At 70.8% G+C, this 24,560-nt stretch carries 21 protein-coding genes and 2 tRNA genes; 20 read left to right on the top strand and 3 right to left on the bottom strand.

The annotated features are described in order from the left end of the window. Window positions 1-92 precede the first annotated feature (92 nt). From obgE to ACFYX0_RS05595, 10 genes are all read left to right on the top strand, one after another. Window positions 93-1,529, top strand: coding sequence for a GTPase ObgE (gene obgE, locus ACFYX0_RS05640; protein ID WP_388966691.1), 1,437 nt, complete (start codon window positions 93-95; stop codon window positions 1,527-1,529). A gap of 209 nt (window positions 1,530-1,738) precedes the next feature. Further along, window positions 1,739-3,289, top strand: coding sequence for an alkaline phosphatase D family protein (locus tag ACFYX0_RS05635; RefSeq protein ID WP_388966688.1), 1,551 nt, complete (start codon window positions 1,739-1,741; stop codon window positions 3,287-3,289). 420 nt (window positions 3,290-3,709) lie between these two features. Beyond that, window positions 3,710-5,209 (top strand): D-ribitol-5-phosphate cytidylyltransferase, encoded by a 1,500-nt coding sequence (locus tag ACFYX0_RS05630; protein WP_388966686.1) that lies wholly within the window; start codon window positions 3,710-3,712, stop codon window positions 5,207-5,209. Between the two features lie 275 nt (window positions 5,210-5,484). Beyond that, the gene (locus ACFYX0_RS05625) at window positions 5,485-7,578 is read left to right on the top strand and encodes a hypothetical protein (protein ID WP_388966684.1); all 2,094 of its coding nucleotides are present in this window, start codon (window positions 5,485-5,487) and stop codon (window positions 7,576-7,578) included. Between the two features lie 213 nt (window positions 7,579-7,791). Continuing rightward, entirely contained in the window at window positions 7,792-8,988 is a 1,197-nt protein-coding gene (locus ACFYX0_RS05620) for a glycosyltransferase family 2 protein (protein ID WP_388966681.1), read from the top strand. Between the two features lie 147 nt (window positions 8,989-9,135). Continuing rightward, a complete protein-coding gene (gene proB, locus ACFYX0_RS05615) occupies window positions 9,136-10,242 on the top strand; it encodes a glutamate 5-kinase (RefSeq protein WP_388966678.1) in 1,107 nt (368 codons plus the stop codon). Window positions 10,243-10,385: 143 nt separating this feature from the next. Next, the gene (locus ACFYX0_RS05610) at window positions 10,386-10,871 is read left to right on the top strand and encodes a hypothetical protein (RefSeq protein ID WP_355919824.1); all 486 of its coding nucleotides are present in this window, start codon (window positions 10,386-10,388) and stop codon (window positions 10,869-10,871) included. 60 nt (window positions 10,872-10,931) lie between these two features. Then, on the top strand, window positions 10,932-12,218 hold the full coding sequence (locus ACFYX0_RS05605) for a glutamate-5-semialdehyde dehydrogenase (protein WP_388966676.1): 1,287 nt from the start codon (window positions 10,932-10,934) through the stop codon (window positions 12,216-12,218). A 94-nt stretch (window positions 12,219-12,312) separates the two neighbouring features. Beyond that, a complete protein-coding gene (locus ACFYX0_RS05600) occupies window positions 12,313-12,936 on the top strand; it encodes a hypothetical protein (RefSeq protein WP_388966673.1) in 624 nt (207 codons plus the stop codon). A gap of 100 nt (window positions 12,937-13,036) precedes the next feature. After that, window positions 13,037-14,104 carry a hypothetical protein gene (locus ACFYX0_RS05595; protein ID WP_388966670.1) on the top strand — a complete coding sequence of 356 codons (1,068 nt, stop codon included), beginning with the start codon at window positions 13,037-13,039 and terminating at the stop codon, window positions 14,102-14,104. Between the two features lie 114 nt (window positions 14,105-14,218). On the opposite strand, the gene ACFYX0_RS05590 is transcribed toward ACFYX0_RS05595, so the two are convergent. Continuing rightward, the gene (locus ACFYX0_RS05590) at window positions 14,219-15,391 is read right to left on the bottom strand and encodes a M48 family metallopeptidase (protein WP_388966667.1); all 1,173 of its coding nucleotides are present in this window, start codon (window positions 15,389-15,391) and stop codon (window positions 14,219-14,221) included. A gap of 151 nt (window positions 15,392-15,542) precedes the next feature. Between ACFYX0_RS05590 and ACFYX0_RS05585 the strand changes: the two genes are divergently transcribed. From ACFYX0_RS05585 to ACFYX0_RS05540, 10 genes are all read left to right on the top strand, one after another. Next, the gene (locus ACFYX0_RS05585; protein WP_355919809.1) at window positions 15,543-15,695 is read left to right on the top strand and encodes a hypothetical protein; all 153 of its coding nucleotides are present in this window, start codon (window positions 15,543-15,545) and stop codon (window positions 15,693-15,695) included. Window positions 15,696-15,896: 201 nt separating this feature from the next. Then, window positions 15,897-16,052, top strand: coding sequence for a hypothetical protein (locus tag ACFYX0_RS05580; protein ID WP_355919806.1), 156 nt, complete (start codon window positions 15,897-15,899; stop codon window positions 16,050-16,052). Window positions 16,053-16,134: 82 nt separating this feature from the next. Then, entirely contained in the window at window positions 16,135-16,797 is a 663-nt protein-coding gene (gene nadD, locus ACFYX0_RS05575) for a nicotinate-nucleotide adenylyltransferase (RefSeq protein ID WP_388966665.1), read from the top strand. Between the two features lie 16 nt (window positions 16,798-16,813). Then, window positions 16,814-18,586: a LytR C-terminal domain-containing protein gene (locus tag ACFYX0_RS05570; protein ID WP_388966662.1), complete on the top strand. Its 1,773-nt coding sequence runs from the start codon at window positions 16,814-16,816 to the stop codon at window positions 18,584-18,586. A 108-nt stretch (window positions 18,587-18,694) separates the two neighbouring features. Further along, window positions 18,695-19,153: a ribosome silencing factor gene (gene rsfS / locus ACFYX0_RS05565; RefSeq protein ID WP_388966660.1), complete on the top strand. Its 459-nt coding sequence runs from the start codon at window positions 18,695-18,697 to the stop codon at window positions 19,151-19,153. After that, window positions 19,150-19,818 carry a histidine phosphatase family protein gene (locus ACFYX0_RS05560; protein WP_388966657.1) on the top strand — a complete coding sequence of 223 codons (669 nt, stop codon included), beginning with the start codon at window positions 19,150-19,152 and terminating at the stop codon, window positions 19,816-19,818. The genes rsfS and ACFYX0_RS05560 overlap by 4 nt, the downstream gene beginning before the upstream one ends. Window positions 19,819-19,938: 120 nt before the next feature. After that, window positions 19,939-20,011 (top strand) — tRNA-Ala (locus tag ACFYX0_RS05555). 421 nt (window positions 20,012-20,432) lie between these two features. Continuing rightward, window positions 20,433-20,606 carry a hypothetical protein gene (locus tag ACFYX0_RS05550; RefSeq protein WP_355919792.1) on the top strand — a complete coding sequence of 58 codons (174 nt, stop codon included), beginning with the start codon at window positions 20,433-20,435 and terminating at the stop codon, window positions 20,604-20,606. A 3-nt stretch (window positions 20,607-20,609) separates the two neighbouring features. After that, complete coding sequence (locus ACFYX0_RS05545) at window positions 20,610-20,843, top strand: hypothetical protein (RefSeq protein ID WP_016643127.1); 234 nt, start codon at window positions 20,610-20,612, stop codon at window positions 20,841-20,843. Window positions 20,844-20,994: 151 nt separating this feature from the next. Continuing rightward, a tRNA-Ala gene (locus ACFYX0_RS05540) sits at window positions 20,995-21,067 on the top strand. A 187-nt stretch (window positions 21,068-21,254) separates the two neighbouring features. Here ACFYX0_RS05540 and ACFYX0_RS05535 read toward each other — a convergent pair. Together ACFYX0_RS05535 and ACFYX0_RS05530 are read right to left on the bottom strand one after the other, a co-directional pair. Then, window positions 21,255-22,868, bottom strand: coding sequence for an NADH-ubiquinone oxidoreductase-F iron-sulfur binding region domain-containing protein (locus tag ACFYX0_RS05535; protein ID WP_355919788.1), 1,614 nt, complete (start codon window positions 22,866-22,868; stop codon window positions 21,255-21,257). Continuing rightward, complete coding sequence (locus ACFYX0_RS05530; RefSeq protein ID WP_388966654.1) at window positions 22,869-24,158, bottom strand: cytochrome b/b6 domain-containing protein; 1,290 nt, start codon at window positions 24,156-24,158, stop codon at window positions 22,869-22,871. Between the last annotated feature and the right edge of the window lie 402 nt (window positions 24,159-24,560).

Raw genomic sequence — 24,560 nt, 5'->3', positions numbered from 1 at the left:
CGTGAGGCGGACCTCACTTCCCGGTAGGGAAGGCGGGTCCGCCTTTCGCTTGTTACTCAAGCACACCCCGTACGTTTCTGGAGGCACCCACCATGACCACCTTCGTGGACCGCGTCGAACTCCATGTCGCCGCGGGTAGCGGAGGCCACGGCTGTGCCTCCGTACACCGCGAGAAGTTCAAGCCGCTCGGCGGCCCCGACGGGGGCAACGGCGGCCGGGGCGGCGACGTGATCCTCACCGTCGACCAGTCCGTCACCACGCTTCTCGACTACCACCACTCCCCGCACCGCAAGGCCACCAACGGCAAGCCCGGCGAGGGCGGCTTCCGCGCCGGCAAGGACGGCCAGGACCTGCTCCTGCCGGTGCCGGACGGCACGGTCGTGCTCGACAAGGCGGGCAACGTGCTGGCCGACCTGGTCGGGCACGGGACGTCGTACGTCGCCGCCCAGGGCGGCCGCGGCGGCCTCGGCAACGCGGCGCTGGCCTCCGCCCGCCGCAAGGCGCCCGGCTTCGCGCTGCTCGGCGAGCCCGGCGATCTGCAGGACATCGTGCTGGAGCTGAAGACGGTCGCGGACGTGGCCCTCGTCGGCTACCCCAGCGCGGGCAAGTCCTCGCTGATCTCCGTGCTGTCCGCGGCCAAGCCGAAGATCGCCGACTACCCGTTCACCACCCTCGTCCCGAACCTGGGCGTGGTCACCGCGGGCGAGACCGTCTACACGATCGCCGACGTGCCGGGGCTCATCCCGGGCGCCAGCCAGGGCAAGGGGCTCGGCCTGGAGTTCCTGCGGCACGTCGAGCGGTGCAGCGTGCTCGTGCACGTGCTGGACACGGCCACCCTGGAGTCCGACCGCGATCCCGTCTCCGACCTCGACATCATCGAGGCCGAGCTGCGCGAGTACGGCGGGCTGGACAACCGCCCTCGCATCGTCGTCCTCAACAAGACCGACGTTCCGGACGGCAAGGACCTGGCCGAGATGGTGCGACCGGACCTGGAGTCGCGTGGCTACCGCGTCTTCGAGGTGTCCGCCGTGGCCCATCTCGGGCTCAGGGAGCTCTCGTTCGCCCTCGCCGACCTGGTCGCGAGGGCCCGCGCCGCCAAGCCGAAGGAGGAGGCGACGCGGATCGTCATCCGGCCGAAGGCCGTGGACGACGCGGGCTTCACGGTGACGCGCGAGGACGAGGGGCTGTTCCGGGTGCGCGGCGAGAAGCCCGAGCGCTGGGTGCGGCAGACCGACTTCAACAACGACGAGGCCGTCGGCTACCTCGCCGACCGGCTCAACCGACTCGGTGTCGAGGCAGCGCTGATGAAGGCGGGCGCCCGGTCCGGCGACGGCGTCGCCATCGGACCCGAGGACAACGCGGTCGTCTTCGACTGGGAGCCGACGGTCACGGCCGGTGCGGAGATGCTCGGCCGACGGGGTGAGGACCACCGGTTCGAGGCGCAGCGGCCCGCCTCGCAGCGGCGCAAGGACCGGCAGGCTGAGCGGGACGAGGTCCTCCAGGAGTTCGACGACTTCGAGCCGTTCTGACGGACGGCGGGTTCCGCGGAACCCGCGGACCTGTAGCAGGGCCGGGGTGGTGGCCGTACTGACGGCCGCCACCCCGGCCTTTGCGTACGTGCCCCCGGTCGCCCTTCATGCGGTTGTCATGCCCGCGCTGTGCATCGTTCAGCGGTCGGGTCGCCCCGCCGGTGAGCCTCCCTCTGTCCGCGAGGCCACCGACGCAAGGGAGTTCGCCCATGACCGGACCAGCCCTGCCCGATCGCCGACGCCTTCTCGCGGCGGGCGCCGCGGTACTCGGTGCCGGCGCCACCGCCCAGTTATGGCGGCCGCGGTCCGTGCGCGCCGCGGAATCCCCGCTGCCCGACGGCGTGTTCAGCCTCGGCGTCGCCTCCGGGGACCCGTTGCCCGACGGCATCGTGCTGTGGACCCGGCTCGCCCCCGCCCCGCTGAACGGCGGCGACATGCCCGCGCGGCCGGTCCTGGTGGAGTGGGAGATCGCCGAGGACGAGCGGTTCCGCACCGGCGTACGGCGCGGCACCGCCCCGGCGCTGCCGGAGAGCGGCCACAGCGTCCACGTCGACGTCCGCGGACTGGGGGCCGGCCGCACGTACTGGTACCGCTTCCGCGCCGGCGGCCAGGTCTCACCCGCCGGGCGCACCCGGACCGCTCCCCCCTCGGACCGCTCCGGCGGACATCTGCGCATCGCGCTCGCCTCCTGCCAGAACTGGCAGTACGGCTACTTCACGCCGTACGCCGACATGCTCGACCAGGACCCGGACATCGTGCTGTTCGTCGGCGACTACATCTACGAGTCCCGACCCTCCGCCACTGCGGTGCGCCGTCACGAGGGCGGCGACGAACCGTACAGCCTGGTCCAGTACCGCAATCGCCACGCCCAGTACCGCACCGACCCGCACCTCGCCGCGATGCACGCCGCCGCGCCCTGGGTGGTGACCTTCGACGACCACGAGGTGGACAACGACTACGCGGGCCAGGTCCCGCAGGACCCCGGCAAGCAGTCGCACGACGCCTTCGCGGCCCGGCTGGCCGCCGCCTACCAGGCGTACTACGAGCACATGCCGCTGCGGGCGAGCGCGATCCCCACGGGTGCGCACATCCAGATGTACCGGCGCCTGGAGTTCGGCCGCCTGGCCCGGCTCAGCGTTCTGGACACCCGGCAGTTCCGCAGCAACCAGGCGACCGGCCAGGAGGGTGCCGAGGACCCCACGACGACCATGCTGGGCGGCCGGCAGAAGCAGTGGCTGCTGGACGGACTGCACCGCTCGCCGGCCCACTGGAACCTGGTCGCCTCGCAGATCATGATGGCCGAGACCGACCTCCGGACCGGCCCGGGCAAGCTGTGGTACTACGACGCCTGGGACGGCTACCAGCGCGAACGCAACTCCCTGATGCAGGAGTTCACGACCGTCCGCAACCCGGTGGTGCTCTCCGGCGACCGCCATCTGACGATGATCAGCGATCTCAAGCGGGACTTCGCGGATCCCGGCTCGGCCGTGGTGGGCGCCGAGTTCGTCGGCACCTCGATCTCCAGCGGCGGCGACCAGAACCTGGACGCCTTCCATCGCGCGTGGGATCCGCGGATGGCGGACAACCCGCACTGGAAGCTGATCGACGCCCACCGCGGCTACCACCTCTTCGACATCCGCCCCGACGGCATCGACGCGGCGGTGCGGGTCCCGGAGACCGTGCTGCGACCGGAGGCCGCCTCCAGCACCTTCGCCCGGCTGCGGGTCGAGTCGGGTGTGCCCGGCGTGCGACTGCTGTGAGTCGCGGCACACAGGCCCGTACGACAGGAGCCCGGGACGCGTCCGTGTCCCGGGCTCCTCTCACCTTTGTCTCAGGAACGCCTCTTACTCTTTCTTCGACCTCTGCCCGTCGACACGACGGCCCATCCCGCACTCGGTCACCGAACGCTCAGGCGTGGCTGCCCTCGGTGAGCAGCCCCTGCTCCCGTCCGTCGTGACCGGAATGCAACACGGGTAAAGGGCGGCGATATCGCGTGAGAAACGTGTGGAGTCACTCACGGCAAATCCGGGCAATTCGCCCCAGCCTCTCGGCAATGACGGACGGTGCAAGGTAAATAACAGGTTGCGCGTACATATGCATCAGACGGCGCTCACCTTGCACTCCGCTTACCGAAAGTGGGACCATCCGACGGTTCCCTGAAGCCCCGAGGTAGGTCACCTGTGTCTGAGCGCATAGCCAAGCCCCGTACCACCGCAGTGATCCTGGCTGGTGGCACCGGTCAGCGCGTGGGTCTGTCGATTCCGAAGCAGCTGCTGAAGATCGCCGGCAAGGCGGTGATCGAGCACACGCTGACCACCTTCGAGAGCGCCGACTCGATCGACGACATCATCGTGCTGATGGCTCCGGGCTATGTGGCGGACGTCGAGAAGATCGTCGCCAAGGCGGGCGTCACCAAGGTGAAGCACATCATCGAGGGCGGAACGACCCGCAACGAGACAACCGAGCGTGCCATCGCCGTGCTCGGCGAGGGCCTGGCCGAGGGCGAGGACCGCAACGTCCTGTTCCACGACGCCGTGCGCCCCCTGCTGTCGCAGCGGGTCATCGACGACTGCGTCGCGGCCCTGGAGCGCTACCAGGCCGTGGACGTCGCCATCCCCTCCGCGGACACCATCATCGTCACCCGCACGCACGGCGAGGACGGCGAGTTCATCACCGAGATCCCGGACCGCTCCCGGCTGCGCCGTGGCCAGACCCCGCAGGCGTTCAAGCTGTCCACGATCCGCCGCGCCTACGAGGTCGCCGCCGGCGACCCCAACTTCCAGGCCACCGACGACTGCAGCGTCGTGCTCAAGTACCTGCCGGACGTGCCGATCCATGTCGTGGCGGGTGACGAGTACAACATGAAGGTCACTCAGCCCGTCGACGTCTTCATCGCCGACAAGCTGTTCCAGCTCGCCTCCACCACCGCGCCGGAGCAGAACGGCGAGGAGGTCTACCGGGAACTCCTCACCGGCAAGACCGTGATCGTCTTCGGCGGCTCGTACGGCATCGGCCAGGACATCGCCGACCTGGCCCGCTCCTACGGTGCCACGGTGTACGCGCTGGGCCGTTCCACCACCGGTACCCATGTCGAGAACCCGGAGGAGGTCGACGACGCGCTGTCCAAGGCGTACGCCGAGACCGGGCGCATCGACTACGTCGTCAACACCGCCGGCGTGCTGCGCATCGGCAAGCTCGCGGAGACCGACAACGCCACCATCGAGGAAGCGCTGAAGGTCAACTACCTGGCGCCGGTGCAGATCGCCCGCTCCTCCTACAAGTACCTCGCCGAGAGCGGCGGCCAGCTGCTGCTGTACACCTCCAGCAGCTACACCCGCGGCCGCGCCGAGTACAGCCTGTACTCCTCGACCAAGGCCGCCATGGTGAACCTCACCCAGGCCCTGTCCGACGAGTGGGCCGCCGACGGCATCCGCGTCAACTGCATCAACCCGGAGCGCACCGCCACCCCGATGCGCACCAAGGCCTTCGGCCAGGAGCCCACGGGGTCGCTGCTGTCCTCCGAGGCCGTGGCGCGCGCCTCGCTCGACGTCCTCGTCTCCGAACTCACCGGCCATGTCATCGACGTGCGCCAGCAGGACCCGACGGCCGGCGCGGGCAGGGCGTCCGGCTTCGAGGCGGCCCTGGCCGCCGTCCTGGACCGTCAGGACGGCGTGGCGTAATCAGCGGTTCACCGGTGTTCCGGAACTCAGGCCTCTGTGATGGCGCGGCGAACGTGCGGGCACAGGGGCCTGAGCCGTAGAACTCCGGTCCGGAAACACCGCAGAGATTCCGTTCCGGATTCCTTCCCCGGGCATTTCAGGAGCTCCTTTCCGAGCCTCATTCAAAGTCTCTCTCCGAACCGCTTTCCCTAGTCCTTTCCATCGCTTTCCCACTGCTTTTCGAATCGCTTCATCCGTACTTCCACCGGCACTCCCCTTCAAGAGCAGGTTCATCCGTGATTTCCACCGCTATACGCGTTGCCCGGGTGGGCAGTGCGGCCGAGCTGGCCGCGGCGGCCCTCATGATGCTGGGCTATCCCGCGCTCATGCTGGCCGCGCTCCTCCCGAGCGTCGGTGCCTTCGCGGCCGCGGCCGCAGTGACGTACCTGGCGGACCACTATCTGCACCGGCGCGGCAGCTATCTGATCAGCCGCCTCAGCAAGGTGCGGGCCGGTCTGTCCATCCGGTTCCTGATCCGGCAGCTGTTGCTGGTCCTGCTCCTGGCCCGGGCCCCCCTCGCGGACCTGGTCTTCTATGTCGCGATCGCGTGCTTCCTCGCCTTCTACGCCTTCCAGGCCCCGCACGGCGCCCTGGTCACGCTGATCCGCAACCGCCGCCGGATGCCGGTCGCCACCCGTAACGTGGACCTCGGCTCGCGGATCCGCATCCCGGACGCCCCGCCGCGGGGGCTGCTCAACCGCGCCGCGGAGAAGATGCTCCACCTCGACCTGGTGGCGGTCGCCGGTCTGCTCGTCACGGCGGCCACGGGCACGAACGTCTACGGCTACGTGGGCGCCGTGGTCACCCTGGCGCTGGCCTTCCTCTACGTCGCCGCGCTCGTCCCCTATGTGCGCGGCAAGAAGTCCCCGCCCAGGGCGGAGCGGGTGCTCGCGGCCGTCGACGGCTGGCTGCGCGAGTACCGCCCGCAGACGGTGTTGTACTTCTCGGGGTCCAAGGACTCCGCGTACCAGGTGAACATGTGGCTGCAGACGATGGAGCAGCTGGAGACCCGCCCGCTGATCCTCCTGCGCGAGCGCGCCATCCTGCAGAACCTCGCGCCGACCACGGTCCCCGTCGTCTGCGTGCCCGGAGGGGTGCACCTGATGAACATGGACCTGTCCAGCGTGCAAGTCGCGCTGTACGCGGCGAACGTCGGCAAGAACATCCACATGCTGCGCGTGCCCACCATGAAGCACGTGTTCATCGGCCACGGCGACAGCGACAAGCTCGCCAGCGTCAACCCGTTCAGCAAGGTGTACGACGAGGTGTGGACCGCCGGCCGCGCGGGCCGCGACCGCTATGCCATCGCCGACGTGGGCGTCCGCGACGACGACATCGTCGAGGTCGGCCGGCCGCAGCTCGCGCCCATCCGGCCCGCGGCGGGTGCGCCCGAGGACCGCATCCCGACGGTCCTCTACGCCCCCACCTGGGAGGGCTGGGACGACAACCCGGGCAACACCTCGATCCTGCTGGCCGGCGAGAACATCGTCCGCGCCCTGGTCCAGGCCGACCCGCCGGTCCGCGTCCTGTACAAGCCGCACCCGTTCACCGGCACCCGCAGCACCAAGGCGGCCGCCGCCCACCGGCGGATCACCGCCCTGGTCGAGAAGGCCGCCGCCGAGCGCGCCGCCGACGCGCGCTTCACGACCGACGCCGCCGCCCAGGCGCAGGCCAAGGCCGAGCTGGTGCGCATCGAGGCCCGCCTCGCCGAGCTGGCCGGGCCCACCGGGGACAGGGGCGACGAGGCCGAGGCGACCCGCGACGGCGTGGTCGACGTCGCGCGGCACGAGGGGATCGCGCGGCTGCGCGACGAGTGGAACGACGCCTACTGGCGCTCCTTCGGCAGCTGGGAGCACCGCGTCATCACGGGTGCCGAGCCGCGCCTGTACGACTGCTTCAACGTCTCCGAGGCGATGGTCTCGGACATCTCCAGCGTGGTCTCCGACTTCATCGCGAGCGGCAAGCCGTACGCCGTCACCGACTCCGCGGAGCTGGGCGTCGAGGAGTTCAAGCTGCAGAACACCGCGGTGCGCGCGGCCGTGATCCTGTCGAACTCGGCGCGCGAGCTGCCCGAGCTGCTGGCCGCCGTGCGCGCGCCGGAGGCCGACCCGCTGGCCGCCGAGCGCCAGGAGCTCAAGCGGTATCTGCTCGGACCGGACGAGCCCACGTCCATGGAGCAGTTCAACTCCGCGGTGCACCAGCTGGCGCAGAAGGCCGAGGCCCGCAACCGCGGCCAGGAGGCCGGCGGCCGGGCGGCCGCCGCCGGGAACGCGAACGCGGTGCCCGGCCAGCGCACCGCCGACCAGGCGAGCGACGCGATCAAGGGCTGACCGCGACGGGACACCGGGCCCGGTTGCCGAGGACTCCTCGGCAACCGGGTCCTTTCCCGTTTCTTACCGAAGTCGCATACGGTGTTTTCTGTATGTTCACCATGTGACCTGCGCCACGAAACCTTCGGGCGAAGGCAACCCCAGTCCGCCGATGGCTGTCTTGTCGTCAAGCGATCGATGCGATACGGGGAGATCCCGTGACGAGGGGGAAGTGTGACCGTTGCGCAGCCTGATGTGAGTGTGATCATCGGGGCGTACGAGGCGATGCCGTACCTGGTGGAGTGTCTGCGGTCCGTCGAGGACCAGACCCTCGATCCCGCACGCATCGAGGTGATCGCGGTCGACGACGGTTCGACCGACGGCACCGCGGACTACCTGGACGAGTTCGCCGAGCGGGCCCCCATGACGGTCACCGTCATCCACCAGGAGAACTCCGGCGGCCCCAGCGGTCCCCGCAACGTCGGCCTCGGCAAGGCGCGCGGACGCTACGTCTTCTTTCTCGACGCGGACGACCGGCTCGGCACCGAAGCGCTGGAGCGCATGGTCGCCATGGCCGACGAGCAGCGGACGGACGTCGTCCTCGGCAAGGTCGTCGGCGTCAACCGCACCGCCCCGAAGTCGATGTGGGGCAAGACCCTGCCGCGCACCGACGTCTTCTCGTCGCAGATCAAGTTCACGCTGAGCGCGCAGAAGCTCTTCCGCCACGAGCTGCTCACCCGGCACGGCATGCGGTTCGACGAGACGCTCAAGACCGGCGAGGACGCGCTGTTCACGCTGGAGGCGTACCTCCGCGCGGACGGCGTCTCCGTGATCTCCGACTACACCTGCTACTACCTGGTGGGACGCGACGACGGCAAGCACGTCACCAAGAGCGGCAGCTACACCCTGCGCTTCGACTCCGCCCGCGCCCTCATGCGGCTGATCGCCGACATGGTGCCGGCCGGGCCGCGCCGCGACTCCCTGATGCTGCGCCCCTTCCTCATCACCCTGCTTCCGCAGTTCGGCCCCGGCTTCCTGACGGACAGCGAGGAGGTCCGCGCCCACAAGCTCGAACTGGCGAAGCCGCTCATGGACGCCTACTGGCACGAGGGCATCGCCCGCCGGCTCAAGGTCAACGAACGGCTGCGGCTGCACCTGGTGGCGCGGGGCCGGGCCGATCTGCTCGCCGACGTCGTCCAGTTCGTGAAGGCGAAGAAGGCCCCCACCGCCCATCTGGACGCCCGCGCCGGCAAGGCGTATCTCGCCTACCCGCACTTCCGTGACCGCGCGGCGGGGCTCCCGGACGACTGGTTCGTGCCGACGACCCGCGAGACGGTCACCATCGAGGCGTTCAAGGCGACGACGTCGGTCGCCTTCCCGCGGCTGCGCAAGGCCGCCCGGAAGGTGCTCAAGGTCCGCCGCGCGGCCTGAGACCGGGCGTGAGCCCCCGGTCACTCCCCGATGGTCCGCCCACTGGACCGATGCACGGTGCCCGGCCCCCTTCGCGTAGATTGCGGGGCGGGGCAGGCGCATCGACGTGAGGGAACCGAGGGCAAGGTGTCAGGGGCAAGGCAGGCCGTGAGCGAGGCCCACAGGATCGTCGTCAAGGTGGGCTCGTCGTCGCTGACCACGGCCACGGGCGGGCTCGACGCCGATCGTGTCGACGCCCTCGTGGACGTCCTTGCCAAGCACCGCAGCGGGGGAGAGAAGGAGATCGTCCTCGTCTCCTCCGGCGCCATCGCGGCCGGCCTCGCCCCGCTCGGGCTGCGCCGCCGCCCCCGGGACCTGGCCCGGCAGCAGGCCGCCGCCAGCGTCGGACAGGGTCTGCTGGTGGCCCGCTACACAGCCTCCTGCGCCCGCCACGGCATCCGTGTCGGCCAGGTGCTGCTCACCTCCGACGACACCAGCCGCCGCGCCCACCACCGCAACGCCTCCCGCACCCTCGACAAGCTCCTCGCGATGGGCGCCCTGCCGGTCGTCAACGAGAACGACACGGTCGCCACGGACGAGATCCGCTTCGGCGACAACGACCGGCTCGCCGCGCTCGTCGCCCACCTCGTCCACGCCGATCTGCTGGTCCTGCTGTCGGACGTGGACGGTGTCTACGACGGGGACCCGAGCAGGCCCGGCACCTCACGGATAGCGGAGGTGCGGGGGCCGGAGGACCTCGCGCACGTGGAGATCGGCAGCGCGGGCAAGGCGGGCGTCGGCACCGGAGGCATGGTCACCAAGGTCGAGGCGGCCCGGATCGCCGCGGCGGCCGGCATCCCCGTGGTGCTCACCTCCGCCGTGCACGCCGCCGACGCCCTCGCGGGCCGCGACACGGGCACCTACTTCCATCCGACCGGCAAGCGCTCCGCCGACCGGCTGCTGTGGCTGCAGCACGCCTCCACCCCGCAGGGCGCCCTCGTGCTCGACGACGGGGCCGTGCGCGCGGTCGTCGAACGCCGCACCTCGCTGCTGCCGGCCGGCATCGCGGCGGTCGAGGGCGAGTTCACCGCCGGAGACCCCGTGGAACTGCGTGACAGCCAGGGGCGGGCGGTGGCGCGCGGGCTCGTGAATTTCGACGCCAAGGAGATCCCCCGGCTGATCGGCCGCTCGACGCGGGAACTGGCGCGCGAATTGGGTCCCGCCTACGAACGTGAGGTCGTCCACCGGGACGACCTGGTCCTCCTGCACCCGTAACGGCTCGAAAAGCCCGCATTGCGGGGCGGTCCGGTGGGGGACGTTCCGTAAAACCGCCCCGCGGACCCGTGCGGCCTGCTCAACTTTGTCTCGGGAACCCATTCCGCACGAGCACGGACACGAGCACTGCAAAGGAGGCCGTCGTGAGACGAGTGCGCCCTGGAGCGGCGACGTCCCGCGGTCGTGGCACCTCCGGCACCGTTCGCGGCGGTGCCCCCCGTGCGGCGGGCGAGGAGCGCGCACTGACCAGCGTCGCGGCCGGTCACGCCTGCGAAGAGCCCGGCGATGTCCCCCGCCTGTGGCATGTCACGCTCAGCCTCGCCGGAGACGAGGCGCCGCTGACCGAGGTACGGCGCGCCCTGGAACAACTCGCCCACGACCACCCCTTCCTGCTGACCAGCCGCTACGCGGGCGACCACGCGGAGATCCGCTACTGGGAGGAGGCCCGCGACCTGCACGACGCCGCCGCGGTCGCACTGCGGCTGTGGGGCGAGCACCGCCGCAGCGCGGGACTCCCGCCCTGGGAGATCGTCGGCCTGGAGGTCATCGACCGCGACACCTACCATCAGCGGGTCGCCGAGGGGCAGGGACCGCCGCGGGCGACACCGGTCGGAGTTCACCCGTTTTGAGGGCGTCTCGGGGTGCAAGACGTACGCCGGTCGGCCGCGCCCGCGCACTACCCTTCCCTCATGACCACGCTCCTGCCGTACGACTCCATGTCCCCGGTCGCCCAGACCGCCTACCGGGCCCGGGCCGCCGCCGCCGACCTCGCGCCGCTGCCGCGTGCGGACAAGGACGACGCGCTGCTCGCCGTCGCGGACGCCCTGGAGGTCCGTACGAGTGAGATCGTCGAGGCGAACGCCAAGGACATCGCCAAGGCCCGCGAGGCCGGCACCAGCGAGGCGATCATCGACCGGCTGACCCTCACGCCCGAGCGGATCCGTGCCATCGCCTCCGATGTGCGGGACGTCGCCGCCCTGCCCGACCCGGTCGGCGAGGTCGTGCGCGGCTCCACCCTGCCCAACGGCATCGACCTGCGCCAGGTCCGCGTTCCGCTCGGCGTCGTCGGCATCATCTACGAGGCCCGGCCGAACGTGACGGTCGACGCCGCCGCCCTGTGCCTGAAGTCCGGGAACGCGGTGCTGCTGCGCGGCTCGTCCTCCGCCTACGAATCGAACACCGCCCTCGTACGGGTGCTGCGTGACGCGGTGGGCGGCGCGGGGCTGCCCGCCGACGCCGTCCAGCTCGTCCCCGGGGAGAGCCGCGAGTCGGTGCACGAGCTGATGCGCGCCCGCGGCCTGGTCGACGTGCTCATCCCGCGCGGCGGCGCCTCCCTGATCCGCACGGTGGTGGAGGAGTCCACGGTCCCGGTGATCGAGACCGGCACCGGCAACTGCCATGTCTACGTCGACGCCCAGGCCGACATCGACATGGCGATCGAGATCCTGATCAACTCCAAGGCCCATCGGGTGAGCGTGTGCAACGCCGCCGAGACGCTCCTCGTCCACCAGGACATCGCCCCCGAGTTCCTGCCGCGCGCCCTGGACGCCCTCGCGGACGCCGGGGTCACCGTGCACGCCGACGCGCGGGTGACGGCCTACGCCAAGGACTCCCGGGCCACGGTGGTGGAGGCCACGCCGGAGGACTGGGACACCGAGTACCTGTCGTACGACATCGCCGCCGCGGTCGTGGACTCCCTGGACAAGGCCGTGCAGCACATCCGGCTGTGGAGCTCCGGTCACACCGAGGCGATCGTCACCACCTCGCAGCAGGCCGCCCGCCGATTCACCCAACTGGTCGACTCGACCACGGTCGCCGTGAACGCCTCGACGCGCTTCACCGACGGCGGCCAGTTCGGCTTCGGCGCGGAGATCGGCATCTCCACGCAGAAGCTGCACGCCAGGGGCCCGATGGGCCTGCCGGAGCTGACCAGCACCAAGTACATCGTCACCGGCGACGGGCATGTACGGCGCTGAGCGGGCGCTCGGCCAGGGGCGGTCCCTCGCCCCTGGCAACCACCTGTGAATCCCGTCTCGCCAGGCGGTTGAATTTCCTTACCGTCTGCCCAAATTGACCCCTCAGGTCTACTCTGGATCCGTGCCGGAGGACGTGGGGGGCACGCCGTTCGCTGACGGCCGGGAGCCCGACGACGACCGCGACCGCGGAGGTATGGACGAAGAGTTCGCCTCCGTGGTCTTCGACGAGGCCTTCGTACGGGCGGCCGTGGTCCACGAACCGACAGCCGTGGAGAGACTCCTCGCCGCCGCACAGGCCCGCGCGGAGGCCCAGGAGGCCGAGGCCCGCCGGGCGCACAGCCGGGGCACCCACGGCGACGAAGGGTTCGACCCCGACGAGGACGCCGTCTTCGCCCACCACCGCGAACTCGACGACCTGGACGACGCGGAGTTCCTGGAAGGCCGCTACGGCCCCTCGGGCTACTGGGGCAGGCCGTACGGCAAGGGCGCCCGCTGGCACCGCCCGGTCGCCTGGATGCTCGCCCTCGTGATGGGCATAGGCATGGTCGCGCTGGCCTTCACCGCGGTCTACCGGGGCGGGTCCGCGGGCCGGCAGGAGGTCCCGCCGACCGCCCCGACGGGTCTGGAGCAGGGCCAGGGCACCAGAGTCGCCCCGGGCCCCTCGATCTCCGCGGAGAGCTCGCCCCCGGCCTTCTCGGCCGTACCGCGGACGCCCTGAGGTCCGCTCGGGATTCCGTTCGAAAACCTGGTGAGAACCTGTCAGAAGTTGTCGTGTACCAGGGCGTTTACCGGAGCTCCGGGAGACCTACTCTGAAAGTATGGGCGGGCCTGGAGACCCACCTGAGGGGACGCCCGAGGGTGCTCCCGGTGGTGGCGAGGACGAGTACCGATCCGTCGTGTTCGACGAGTCGTTCGTCCGGGCTGCCCGCCTCCAGGAGTACTCCGCGCAGGAGCGCATGGCCGACCACGCCCCGGCCGTCCGCCGCCGCCCGCCGCTGCACCGCGGACTGCCCCGGCAGGCGCTGCTCCTCGTCCTGCTGGTCGCCCTCGCCTTCGGCACGGCCGTCTACATGGGAGTGCGCCACCCGACCCAGCTGCCCAAGGCCCAGATCGTCGAACAGCTGCGGATGACCGTGATACCACTGGCCCCCCAGTCCGCCGTGCCCGGCGCCACGAACCCCGAGGCCCTGTACGACCACAGCCCCGCAGCCCAGTTCCGCATCGGCGCCGAGGGCTTCACCCTGCCCCCGGTCCGGCGCACCGCGCACTTCTCCGAGAGCCAGGTCGTCGCCGCCGTCACCATCGCGAAGGACTACCTCGTGGCGTCCTCGCTCGACCCGGACGTCCTCACCGGCGACACCGTGCGCGGGGTGCGCCTCCTGGTCGCCCCCCAGCAGCTCGACCAGTTCGACCAGAGCTTCTACCGCCCGGCCGCGGACGGGCGGCACTCGCCCACCGGCTGGCTCGTCCGCTTCGACCCCGCGCACGCGCAGCTGGCCGACCACCGGATCCGCGTCCAGGGCACGCTCCAGGCGGTGGAGCCCAGCTCCGACGCCCTGGAGGTCACCGCCGACCACACCCTCGTCTACGCGCTGAAGCCGGCCGGCGCGGATGCCAGGGCGAAGTCCTCGCTGGTCACCGTGCGGCGCGAGCTGACCTTCCGCTTCGACCGCGACGACCTGCGGACGCACCAGGCCGAGCTGCTCACCTCGTACGTCCAGGCGGGCCCGCTCGCCTGCGGCGGGGACACCGCGGACCACCTCAGCCCGCTGCTCGCGGGGCAGACCGCCAAGGCGGGCGCACCGCCGGGCACCAACCCGTACGAGAAGGACAGCGCCACGGCCCTGTGCGGCACCCTGTCCTCCAGCGCGCAGCCGAGGGTCTGAGGCCGGGGGAGACCCGCGGGCGGCCTCCGGGCCCCGGTGGCCCCCAGGGGCCCCAGCGGGCGGCCAGAGCCCCGGGCGGGCCGCCGGGAGCCGTGCCCGGCCCGCGCGGGCGGCTCAGCCCTTGCCGCCGCCGGTGTCGTCGTCCGGGTGGCCGTCGCCCGGGCGGCTGTCGTCGGGGCCGCCGTCCTCGTCACGGTGGTCGCCGTGGTCGTGCGGGGCGTCCTTGGGGGCGCCGCCCGCGAAGCCCGTGAAGCCGCGCCGTACCCGGCCCCCGAGATCGCCCGCGCCGCCCGCCAGGTCGCTGACCAGCTTCATCAGCGGGTCCTTGGACTGCTTCACATCGTTCGCGTAGTGGGCGGCCGACTGGCGGAAGGAGTCCGACACCGAGGTGTCCTTGTCCTCGCTGCGCCGGTCGTAGTGACCGTCCATGATCCGCTGGTGGTCACGGGACTCGGCCCACAGCTTCAGCTCGGCCGCGCGGACCGCCGCGAAGGGATGCGTACGCGGCAGGACGTTCAGGATCTTCAGCACGGAGTCGCGCAGATCGCCCCCGGCCTCGTACTCCGCGGCCTGCTCCAGGAAGGCGTCCACGTTCATCTCGTGCAGATGGTTGCCGCCCGCGATCTTCATCAGCCCGCGCATCGAGGCCTGAAGATCCTGGCCGACCAGGAGTCCGGCCCGGTCGGCCGACAGCTCCGACTTGCGGAACCACTCCCGCAGCGCGGTCACGATCGCCATGATCGCGAGGTTGCCCAGCGGGATCCACGCGACCCGCACCGCGAGGTTGGTCAGGAACAGCAGGATGGTCCGGTAGACGGCGTGGCCGGAGAGGGCGTGCCCCACCTCGTGGCCCACGACCGCCCGCATCTCCTCCTCGTCCAGGAGCTCCACGAGCCCGGTGGTCACGACGATGATCGGCTCGTCCAGGCCGATGCACATCGCGTTCGGCTGCGGGTCCTGCGTGACGTACATCGGCGGGACCTTGTCCACGTCGAGGATGTGACAGGCGTCCCGCAGCATGTCGTTGAGGTGGGCGAACTGCGCGTCCGAGACCCGCACCGAGTCGGAGAGGAACAGCAGCCGCAGGCTCCGCTCGGGCAGCAGACCGCTGAGCACCTTGAAGACCGTGTCGAAGCCGCTCAGCTTGCGCAGGGCCACCAGGGCCGAACGGTCCGCCGGATGCTCGTACGTGCGTGAGGAGATCCCCGGAAAGCGCCGGCGCCGCCTGCTCGGCACGGCTCCGTGCCCCTGGCCGGACGCGTTCTGCCCAAGACCGTCGTCGGACATGTGTTCCCCCATGTGTCTGAAGGCCGGATGGTTCGTGGGTCCCTCGCGGATCGCGACCGCGCGACGAGCGACGACCCTGTGTGCCCCCGAAGCGGAGTCCAGCCTAGGCGGAGATACCGTGGCAGGGCAGCACACCGTAAGGAGCGATCCCATGGAGCACATGCCAGCCGCCTGGCTCACCGAGGCCGCGCAGGCCGCCGAACGACAGGGTGCGGGCGATCTGCTCCGTGTCGTGCTGATCGTGATGATCCTCGGCTGCATTCTCACCGCGTGGTTCCTGCTGCGCGGCTACAAGCGCAAGTGACGGCCCGCGGGCGCACGGCCACCGACGGCCCGTGCCCCGTTCCGGCGCCGGAGCCGCCTGACCGGAGCCGACCTGCCCCGGAGTCGGCGCGCGACGGCGGCGTCGGCCTGAACGGCGGAGTCGGCGTGATCGACGCGACGGCACCCGCATACGATGAGCCGACGTCTTTATCCCGCCCACACCGGATAGGTTCTGCTGAAGATGAGCTTCCACAGCACCGCTGCCCAGTTGGCCACCCTCGCCGAGGGCGAGACCGAGCGCCACGCGAGCATCAGCCCCTTCATGACGGGCGGCGCCGCCCTCGTCATCCTTCTTCTGCTGCTGTGGATCACCACCCGCTTCAACCGCGACCGCTGAGATTGGCCCCGGGTCCGGCCCCGGCCGCCCGCGGGGACCTGTCGGCCGGTACCCGTCGGCCGGGCCGGTAGGGTCTGCACGCATGGGAGAGCACCACATGCCCACCGGTCTTGCGAAGGGCACGAGAACCGGCCCCGGCAGCGGCCCGTCCAACCCGGGCAAACGCCGGCTCGGCGTCATGGGCGGAACGTTTGACCCGATCCACCACGGGCACCTTGTCGCGGCCAGTGAGGTCGCCGCGCAGTTCCACCTCGACGAGGTGGTGTTCGTGCCCACCGGGCAGCCGTGGCAGAAGACCGACCGCAAGGTCTCCGCGGCCGAGGACCGGTATCTCATGACGGTCATCGCCACCGCCGAGAACCCACAGTTCTCGGTCAGCCGCATCGACATCGACCGCGGCGGTCCCACCTACACCACGGACACCCTGCGCGATCTGAAGGCCCTGAACCCGGACACCGACCTCTTCTTCATCACCGGTGCCGACGCGCTGGGCCAGATCCTCACCTGGCGCTACACGGACGAGTTGTTCTCGCTGGCGCACTTCATCGGCGTCACCCGCCCCGGCCACACCCTGGCCGACCCGGGCCTGCCCGAGGGCGGCGTCTCGCTGGTCGAGGTTCCCGCACTGGCCATCTCGTCCACAGATTGCCGTGCGAGAGTCGCCAAGGGCGATCCCGTCTGGTACCTGGTGCCGGACGGTGTGGTGCGTTACATCGACAAACGCCAGCTGTACCGCGGCGAGTGAGCCGAGAGGGGCACCGGTGAACGACCGATACGACGGGTACGCGGGCGGCGACCAGTACGAACTCGTCGGCTACGACGAGTTCGGGCAGCCTGTGTACCGGCAGGTGCCGACCCAGCGCACCCCGCAGGGCTACGACCCCTACGGCACGCAGGCGCACCAGCAGCCCCAGGGCCATCAACAGCCCCAGGGCTACGGCTACGACCCCTACGCGAGCGGCCCCCAGCAGCCCCAGCCGCCGTATCACCACGGTCAGCAGCAACCCCCTTACGACACCGACACCGGCACGCAGCCGTCCACCGGGCCGTACGACTCCTACAACCCGTACGGCACCACCACGGCCGGCGGCTACGACCCGTACGGCCGGGCCTCAACCAGCGGACGGCAGCCGCGTGTTGCCGAGCAGACCGCCTACATCCCCCAGCAGGCGGGCCCGGCCGACAACGACTCGGCCGACCCCGCGGGTGCCCCCGAAGGCGGCGCGAGCGGACGGTCCGGGAGCGCCCGGAAGAAGCCGCACGGTGACCCCGACGCGGGCGACGGGCAGTTCGCCTTCGCCGAGGAGCCCGACGGCGACTCCGAAGACGTCATCGACTGGCTGAAGTTCACCGAGAACCGCACCGAGCGCCGCGAGGAGGCCAAGCGCCGCGCCCGCAGCCGGGTCGTCGCCCTCGTCGTGGTCGTCGCCCTGGCGGCCGTCGGCGGCGTCGGCTACCTCTGGTACTCGGGCGTCTTGCCCGGCACCTCCTCCGGCGGCAAGTCCGCCACGACCACGGCCACCGGCGCCCAGAACCGTGACGTGCTCGTCGTCCATCTGCACAACACCCAGGGCGGCGGCACCTCCACCGCGCTGCTCGTCGACAACACCACCCTCAAGCAGGGCGCCACCGTCCTGCTGCCCAACTCCCTCGGGCTGACCTCCGACGACGGCTCCACGACCACCCTCGCCAAGTCGGTCTCCGACGACGGCTCCTCGGGCACCAGCGACGCCATCGACTCCGCCCTGGGCACCAAGATCGAGGGCTCCTGGCGCCTCGACACCCCGTACCTCAACAACCTCGTAGAGCTGGTCGGCAACATCGAGGTCACCACCAACGCCGACGTCCCCGACCCCGGCGGCAAGAAGAAGGGCGGCTCCCCCCTCATCCACAAGGGGGAGGACCAGACCCTCAGCGGCAAGACGGCTGTCGCCTACGCCACCTACCGCGCCCCCGGCGAGTCCCAGGACGCCCAGCTGGAGCGGTTCGGCCAGGTGATGCAGGGCGTGCTGCGCAAGCTGTCCTCGGACCCGCAGGCCGCGACGACCACCGTGCAGACGCTCGCCCAGATCCTCGATCCGCCCCTGACCGACAAGGACCTCGGCAGCTTCCTCGCCAAGCTCGCCGACCGCGCCAAGGAAGGTGCCTACAAGACCGCGCTGCTGCCGGTCGGGTCCGACGGCACCGTGAACAACAACGACTCCGTGGTCAAGACGCTGCTCGGCGGCACCGTGAAGAGCCCCCAGGCCGGCGACGCCGTCCGGGTCGGCATCCAGAACGCCACCGGCTCCAAGGCCACCGCGGCACAGGCCCGCGTCGCCCTCGTCAACGGCGGCTACAGCTTCGTCGACGGCGGCACCGGAGCCGTCCAGGCCGCGTCCCGGGTCATCTACGCCGACGACGGCGACAAGGAGAACGCGATCGAGGTCGCCAAGACCCTCGGCCTGCCCACCAGCGCCGTGCAGAAGGGCAAGGTCACCTCGAACGCCAACGTCTCCGTCGTCCTCGGCCAGAACTACAAGGCGGGCTCGTGACGCGGGCCACACTCCGGGCGCGGGGCGTGCCCCGTTAATCACATGCGGTGCCGTCGGCGGTCCGTGAGACCCTTGAGGTATCACTGACCGCCGACCGAAAGCCTCGTAGTGACCGCCACGGACCGTTCTCTGGAGCTCATCAACGCCGCCGCCCAGGCGGCGGCCGACAAGCTCGCGCACGACATCATCGCCTACGACGTCAGCGATGTGCTGTCGATCACCGACGCCTTTCTGCTGGCCTCGGCGCCCAACGACCGCCAGGTCAAGTCGATCGTCGACGAGATCGAGGAGCGGCTGCTCAAGGAGCTCGGCGCCAAGCCGGTGCGCCGCGAGGGCGACCGCGAGGCCCGCTGGGTGCTGCTGGACTACGTCGACATCGTCGTGCACGTGCAGCACAGCGAGGAGCGCGTCTTCTACGCCCTGGAGCGGCTGTGGAAGGACTGCCCCGAGCTGGAGCTGCCCGCCGACGCCCAGGCCACCCGCGGCAAGGCCGAGGAGCACGCCCGGCTACAGGCCGCCGGGGACGCCGCCGCGCTGAACGCCGAGCTGGGCGGGGAACTGCGGTGACCGGCCCGGGCGCCGAGACCGGGAGGAAGGGCCGGGGCCGCCGGCTCATCCTGTGGCGCCACGGCCAGACGTCGTGGAACGTGGAGCGCCGCTTCCAGGGCTCCACGGACGTCGAGCTCACCGAGACCGGCGTCGGCCAGGCCCGCCGCTCCGCCCGCCTGCTCGCCTCCCTGAAGCCGGACGCCATCGTCGCGTCCGACCTCAGGCGCGCCGCCGACACGGCCGCCGAGCTGGCCGCGCTCACCGGCCTGGAGGTCACCGTCGACGAGGGCCTGCGCGAGACGTACGCGGGCGTCTGGCAGGGCCTGACCCACGAGGAGATCATCGGCCGCTACGGCGACGAGTACGCCGCCTGGAAGCGCGGTGCGCCCGTCCGCCGGGGCGGCGGCGAACTGGAGACCGAGGTCGCCGACCGTGCCGCCCCCGTGGTGCTGCGGCACGCCGAGAAGCTCCCCGAGGACGGCACCCTCGTCGTGGTCAGCCACGGCGGCACGATCCGCACCACCATCGGCCGTCTGCTCGGTCTGGAGGCCCGCCACTGGGAGAGCCTCGGCGGTCTCTCCAACTGCTGCTGGTCGGTCCTCGGCGAGGGCGTGCGCGGCTGGCGGCTCCTGGAGCACAACGCGGGCACCCTGCCGGAACCGGTCCTCGGCGACGACGACTGACACCGCCTCACGGGGCGCGCGACCCGGATTTCACTTTCCGGCAGGTCGCAGGCTAAAGTTCTTCTTGTTCGCCCCGCCGAGCGGAGCGAAGCACCAAGCGGCCACACCGCCTGGTAGCGAGGGGCTATAGCTCAGTTGGTAGAGCGCCTGCATGGCATGCAGGAGGTCAGGAGTTCAATTCTCCTTAGCTCCACGGATCGACACTATCGAGTGTCAGAGATCGACAGAAGATCCCGTCCCACGAGGGGCGGGATTTTTTCTTGCCGGATATCCGGCCGAGCGCCGCATCCCGCTGTGTCCTGCCTCACACCGACCGGGGCCTGATCCGGCGTCACCTCCTGGGTGAGGCGGAGCGGGACGCGACGAGCGGGCGGTTCGGCCGGCTCCGGGCCGCGGTCCCCGGCACACCGTTCTCGAACCGGCTTGAGTCACTTGGGGCCTCCGGGGCGTATACCTCTACGGACGCGCTCCTCCTGTGCACGTACGCGCTGGCCCTGACGGCCACACTGGGGGCCGTGTCCGGACTGGTACGAAGGCGTCGCTGACCGTATTGGTCCGGCCGTGGCAGAATCAAACGGCCGGAAGGGGGCGCGGCCCGACGGGAGGGAGTAGCGATGCCTGCGAGCATCCGCGGGGAGGTCCACGATCTCCCCGCAGTGGCGGTGACACGTCGGAATGCGACCCTCCTCGACTGCCCTTACTGCGGCTCGTCCCATGTCGCCCAGGTCCTCGGCGACAACGGCGGCATCTCGTACGTGTGCACGGCCTGCGGCCACAGCTGGAGCTGATCGATGGGTGCACACAGGCGGAAGTGCGACTGGTGCGGCAGCGGCACACCGATCGTCCGGGACATGGAGCCGGTCAACCCGGACTACCAGTACTGGTGTGAGGAATGCGCGCGGGCGCTGATCATAAAAGGCGACCCGATCGAGACGTATCGGGAGCTGGAGGGCGAGCCGATCTACGGCCGCCTCCTCGACGAGCACTGCACGCTCAAACGCTTCTACTCGTTCGCCACGGCTTGACCCGGGGCGCGCCCGCAACGGCCGCCGGCCCGTGTTCGCGCGCCCCAGGGAAACGATTTGGTGTTCCACCCGGTGGACCGTGTAATGTTGGCGTCGCCGCCAGGGAAACCGGGCGACAAGGTGAACATCCGGTTCCGCCGGATGGCCACGAGGGGCTATAGCTCAGTTGGTAGAGCGCCTGCATGGCATGCAGGAGGTCAGGAGTTCAATTCTCCTTAGCTCCACAAGAGTTGAAGGCGGTCCATCCGATCAGGATGGACCGCCTTCGTCGTATGGGCTGCCTTCCGTCGTGTGGACCACTGCCGGCCTCGTGAGGCGCCCCGCCTTCGCCCTGTGAGCCCGTGGAACGCCGACGGCGGGCCGCCCCCTCTCGGAGGCGGCCCGCCGTCGGCGATCTCGTGTCCGTGCGCGTCAGCGGCCGAGGGCCCGGCGCCCGCGGCCCTGAGACAGCACCGGGAGGTTGCTGCGGGACGGCGCAGACCGGGTGTCCTCCTCGATCCGCAGCGCGAGCGCGGGACAGCGGCGTACCGCCCGGAGCGCCTTGGCCTCCGCGTACAGCGGCACCGGCGCCTGGGCGACCGTCGGGAAGCCGTCGGCGCCCAGTTCGAAGACCTCCGGGAGGATGTCCGCGCACAGGCCGTGGCCGCGGCACAGCGTCCAGTCGACGTAGATCTTCTGCCGGCTGGCGCCCGCCTCGGGCTCGGCCTGGCCGCCGCCCGGGATCCCCGAGGGGGCCCGGCCGCCCTCGAAGAGCGGCAGCACGCCCTCCACGGGCCTGCCGCAGCCGTTGCCCAGGACATGCGCCGCGAGGTCGTCCGTGAAGGCCTTGATGGTCGATTCCAGGAACATCGCCGAGCCGTCCGGGTGCGAACAGGCACCACGTCTCTTCACGGCCTTGGCGACCTGCTTGAGGGCCTCCAGGGCGGCCGGACCGCCGCCGTTGAGGATGTCCTCCATGCCGCGCGCCGCGGCGGGCAGTCCGAGGTAGCAGGGGCCGCACTGACCCGCGCTCTCCTCGGCCAGCCACTTGGCCACCTGCAGGGACTCGCCGAGCGGGCAGGTCTCCTGGCTGATGGGCAGGATCGCGCCGGCGCCGAGCGCGCCGCCGACGGCGTCCAGGTTGTTGCGCGAGACGATCGCCTCGTTGACGGTCGCCGCGTCGATCCACTTGCCGTGGTAGCCACCGGTCAGCACGCCCTGCGGGACCGGCGGGGCGCCGGCCAGCTGGAGCACGTACCGCAGCGGCACGCCCGTGGGGACCTCGACCACCATGGGGCGGTTGACGGCACCCGAGACCGTGAGCATCACGGTGCCCGGCTCGTCGTACAGACCGGTGTTGCAGTAACGCTCGGCGCCGATCCGCGCGGCGATCGCCAGCTGCGCGAACGTCTCGGCGTTCGACAGCAGGGTGGGCGCGCCGCCCACGCCGCTCTGGGAGGCGCTGGTCTTGCGGCCAGGCGGGATGGCCGGCCCGCCGTCGATGGAGCGGATCAGCGACGCGGCGGCGCCGGTGACCATGCGCACCGGGTTTCGCTGCACACGCGCGCGTATCGGCGCGCCGCGGCGGTCGCTGAGGCCCCGCTCGGCCAGCGCCTGCTCCATCGAGCGCTCGGTGGAGGCCCGGGTCACGCCGACCACGAGCTGCCGGGCGCCGAGGGCCTCGGCGACCAGCAGCGCACCGTCCAGGATGAGGTGCGGCGCACGGTTGATCAGCACCGTGTCCTTGCGGCAGGCGGGCTCGTCCTCGCTTCCGTTGACGACCACCACGGGCCTGATGCCCCGCCGGATGGCCGACTCGGCGACCGAGCGCAGCTTCTTGTGGAAGGGGAAACCGGCGCCGCCGCGCCCCTTCAGGGAGATCTGCTCGGCCAGCTGCGCGAGCTGTTCGCCGCCCACCGGTTCGAGCGGGCCGTGCACCTTGAGGTGCATCGGAAGGTCGAGTCTCTCGACAAGGTCAAAGCCCGACGTGAGCTGCGGAAGGCCGACCACGCGGACTTCCGGGACGTCGGGCAGGGCCTCGTTCACTTAAAAACCTCCGGAAGGCGCGTTCCAGGGTTCGCCGGCCCCCGGCGTGGAGCCGGGGAGCGTTTCCGTCGCGGGACCGCTGTTGTACGTGTTGTTCGAGTTGTACGTGCCGTAGGCGGCGTTCGTCTCACCCGTGTCGTACATCTCACCCCCGCCGTACCCGTTGTATCCCGAATTGCCGTAGGCCGGGATGTTGTTGTAGCCGGTGTCCTGGAGTGGGTCGTACGCGGAGGGCGGTGCCTCGCCGACGGGCGGCGGGGAGGGGATCGGCCAGCTGCCGGAGGTGCTGCTCACTCCGTCGACGCGGGGCATCGCCTCCGTGACCTGCATGTCGATGCGCTGGGTCGCGTCGGGGGTCATCTGGCCCTGCGCGGTCGGGGTGCCCGACATGGCCCGGTAGGCCGCCGCGAAGCCGTTGCCCGGCTCCGGGGTCATCGTGCGGGCCGGAGGGGCGTCGTAGAGGGGCGCGGAGGGCTGCGGAGGAATCAGCCCCTCACCGCCGCCGCCACGGCTCGCGGAGCGCGCTCCCAGGCCCGCCAGAGCGGCCGCCGCCTCCGCGTTGCGGGCACGGCTGGCGTCCAGCTCGTCCCGTCCGTACCGGATGTCGGTCCCGATGATCGCGAAGATCTGGTCGGCGACCTTGCGCTTGAACGAGCGCGGGGCCGCACGCAGGCCCAGCGCCGCCATGACGCCGAGCAGGCACAGTTCGTACGACACCGTGAAGAACGGCTTCGCCGCGCGCCCCGCGTACAGGCCGTGGACCAGCGCGGCGCACCAGGACGGGTAGGCCAGCATGTGCATCGCCCGCCAGCGCGCGGCGACCGGCGCCGGGGTGGCGAAGTTGCTGCGCAGGGCGCCGGTGACGCCGACGAAGATCATGAGCAGTCCGGCCAGGGAGCCGAGGCCGATGAGCCCGCCCGAGCCGCTGATGCCCGTGCTGAAGGGGATCAGCGCGGCGATCAGCACGGTGTGGTCGAGTGCGAGCTTGACCGTGATGTGCACCAGGAGGAACGCGATCGAGGCCACCGCGGTGGTCCGGTGCACGGCCTGCGCCACGATGCGCTGGCGGATGTTGAGGAAGATCCGGTCCTGGGCGACGAGTCCCCAGATCACGGAACAGCTGAGGGAGACGAGCGAGAGAACGCCCGCTCCGAAGTTGAGGAAGTCCCGGACTGCGTTCCCGCCCGCGAGCACGATGACGGGTATCAGCAGCAGGACCACAGCCGACGCCACGCCGTAGGCCGAGCGGCCCGGCTTGGGTAGCGAGCTGTTACTACGTGGAGGGTTCATGGGGGCAACTCCGAACAGTTTCGGGAAGGCGGTCCCGCTGCCGCACTTTAAGGGGCTCCAAACCGAGCAGTACGAGGTTTGAGTTATTGCGTTGTTATCAAGAGGTGACGGCGCGGTAGCGTTGTCCGATTAGCTGCTGTTACGCGAAGTAACAGTTGAACTTTGTTCAGCTTTTCGGGACCTTCACAACCAGACCATCGGTGACTGAGTACGGTTCCGCTCCCCGTTGAGTTCAGTCACTTCGTACGCAGGTGTGCAGTCCCCGGCCCGTCGCGGTGCGCTCGGGCGCTGGGGTACCCTGGCGCCATGCGTGCCGTACGCCTTCTGCTTAGCGGGCCGCGCTGATCAGTCCCGACCACCGGTGCACCGGATGGTCGGCCTCGGCGCGGCGTCCCCTCCTGT

It is taken from the genome of Streptomyces sp. NPDC002573 (assembly GCF_042889625.1).
Taxonomy (GTDB): Bacteria; Actinomycetota; Actinomycetes; order Streptomycetales; family Streptomycetaceae; genus Streptomyces; species Streptomyces gibsoniae.
This window is presented reverse-complemented; position numbering and strand designations above follow the sequence as displayed.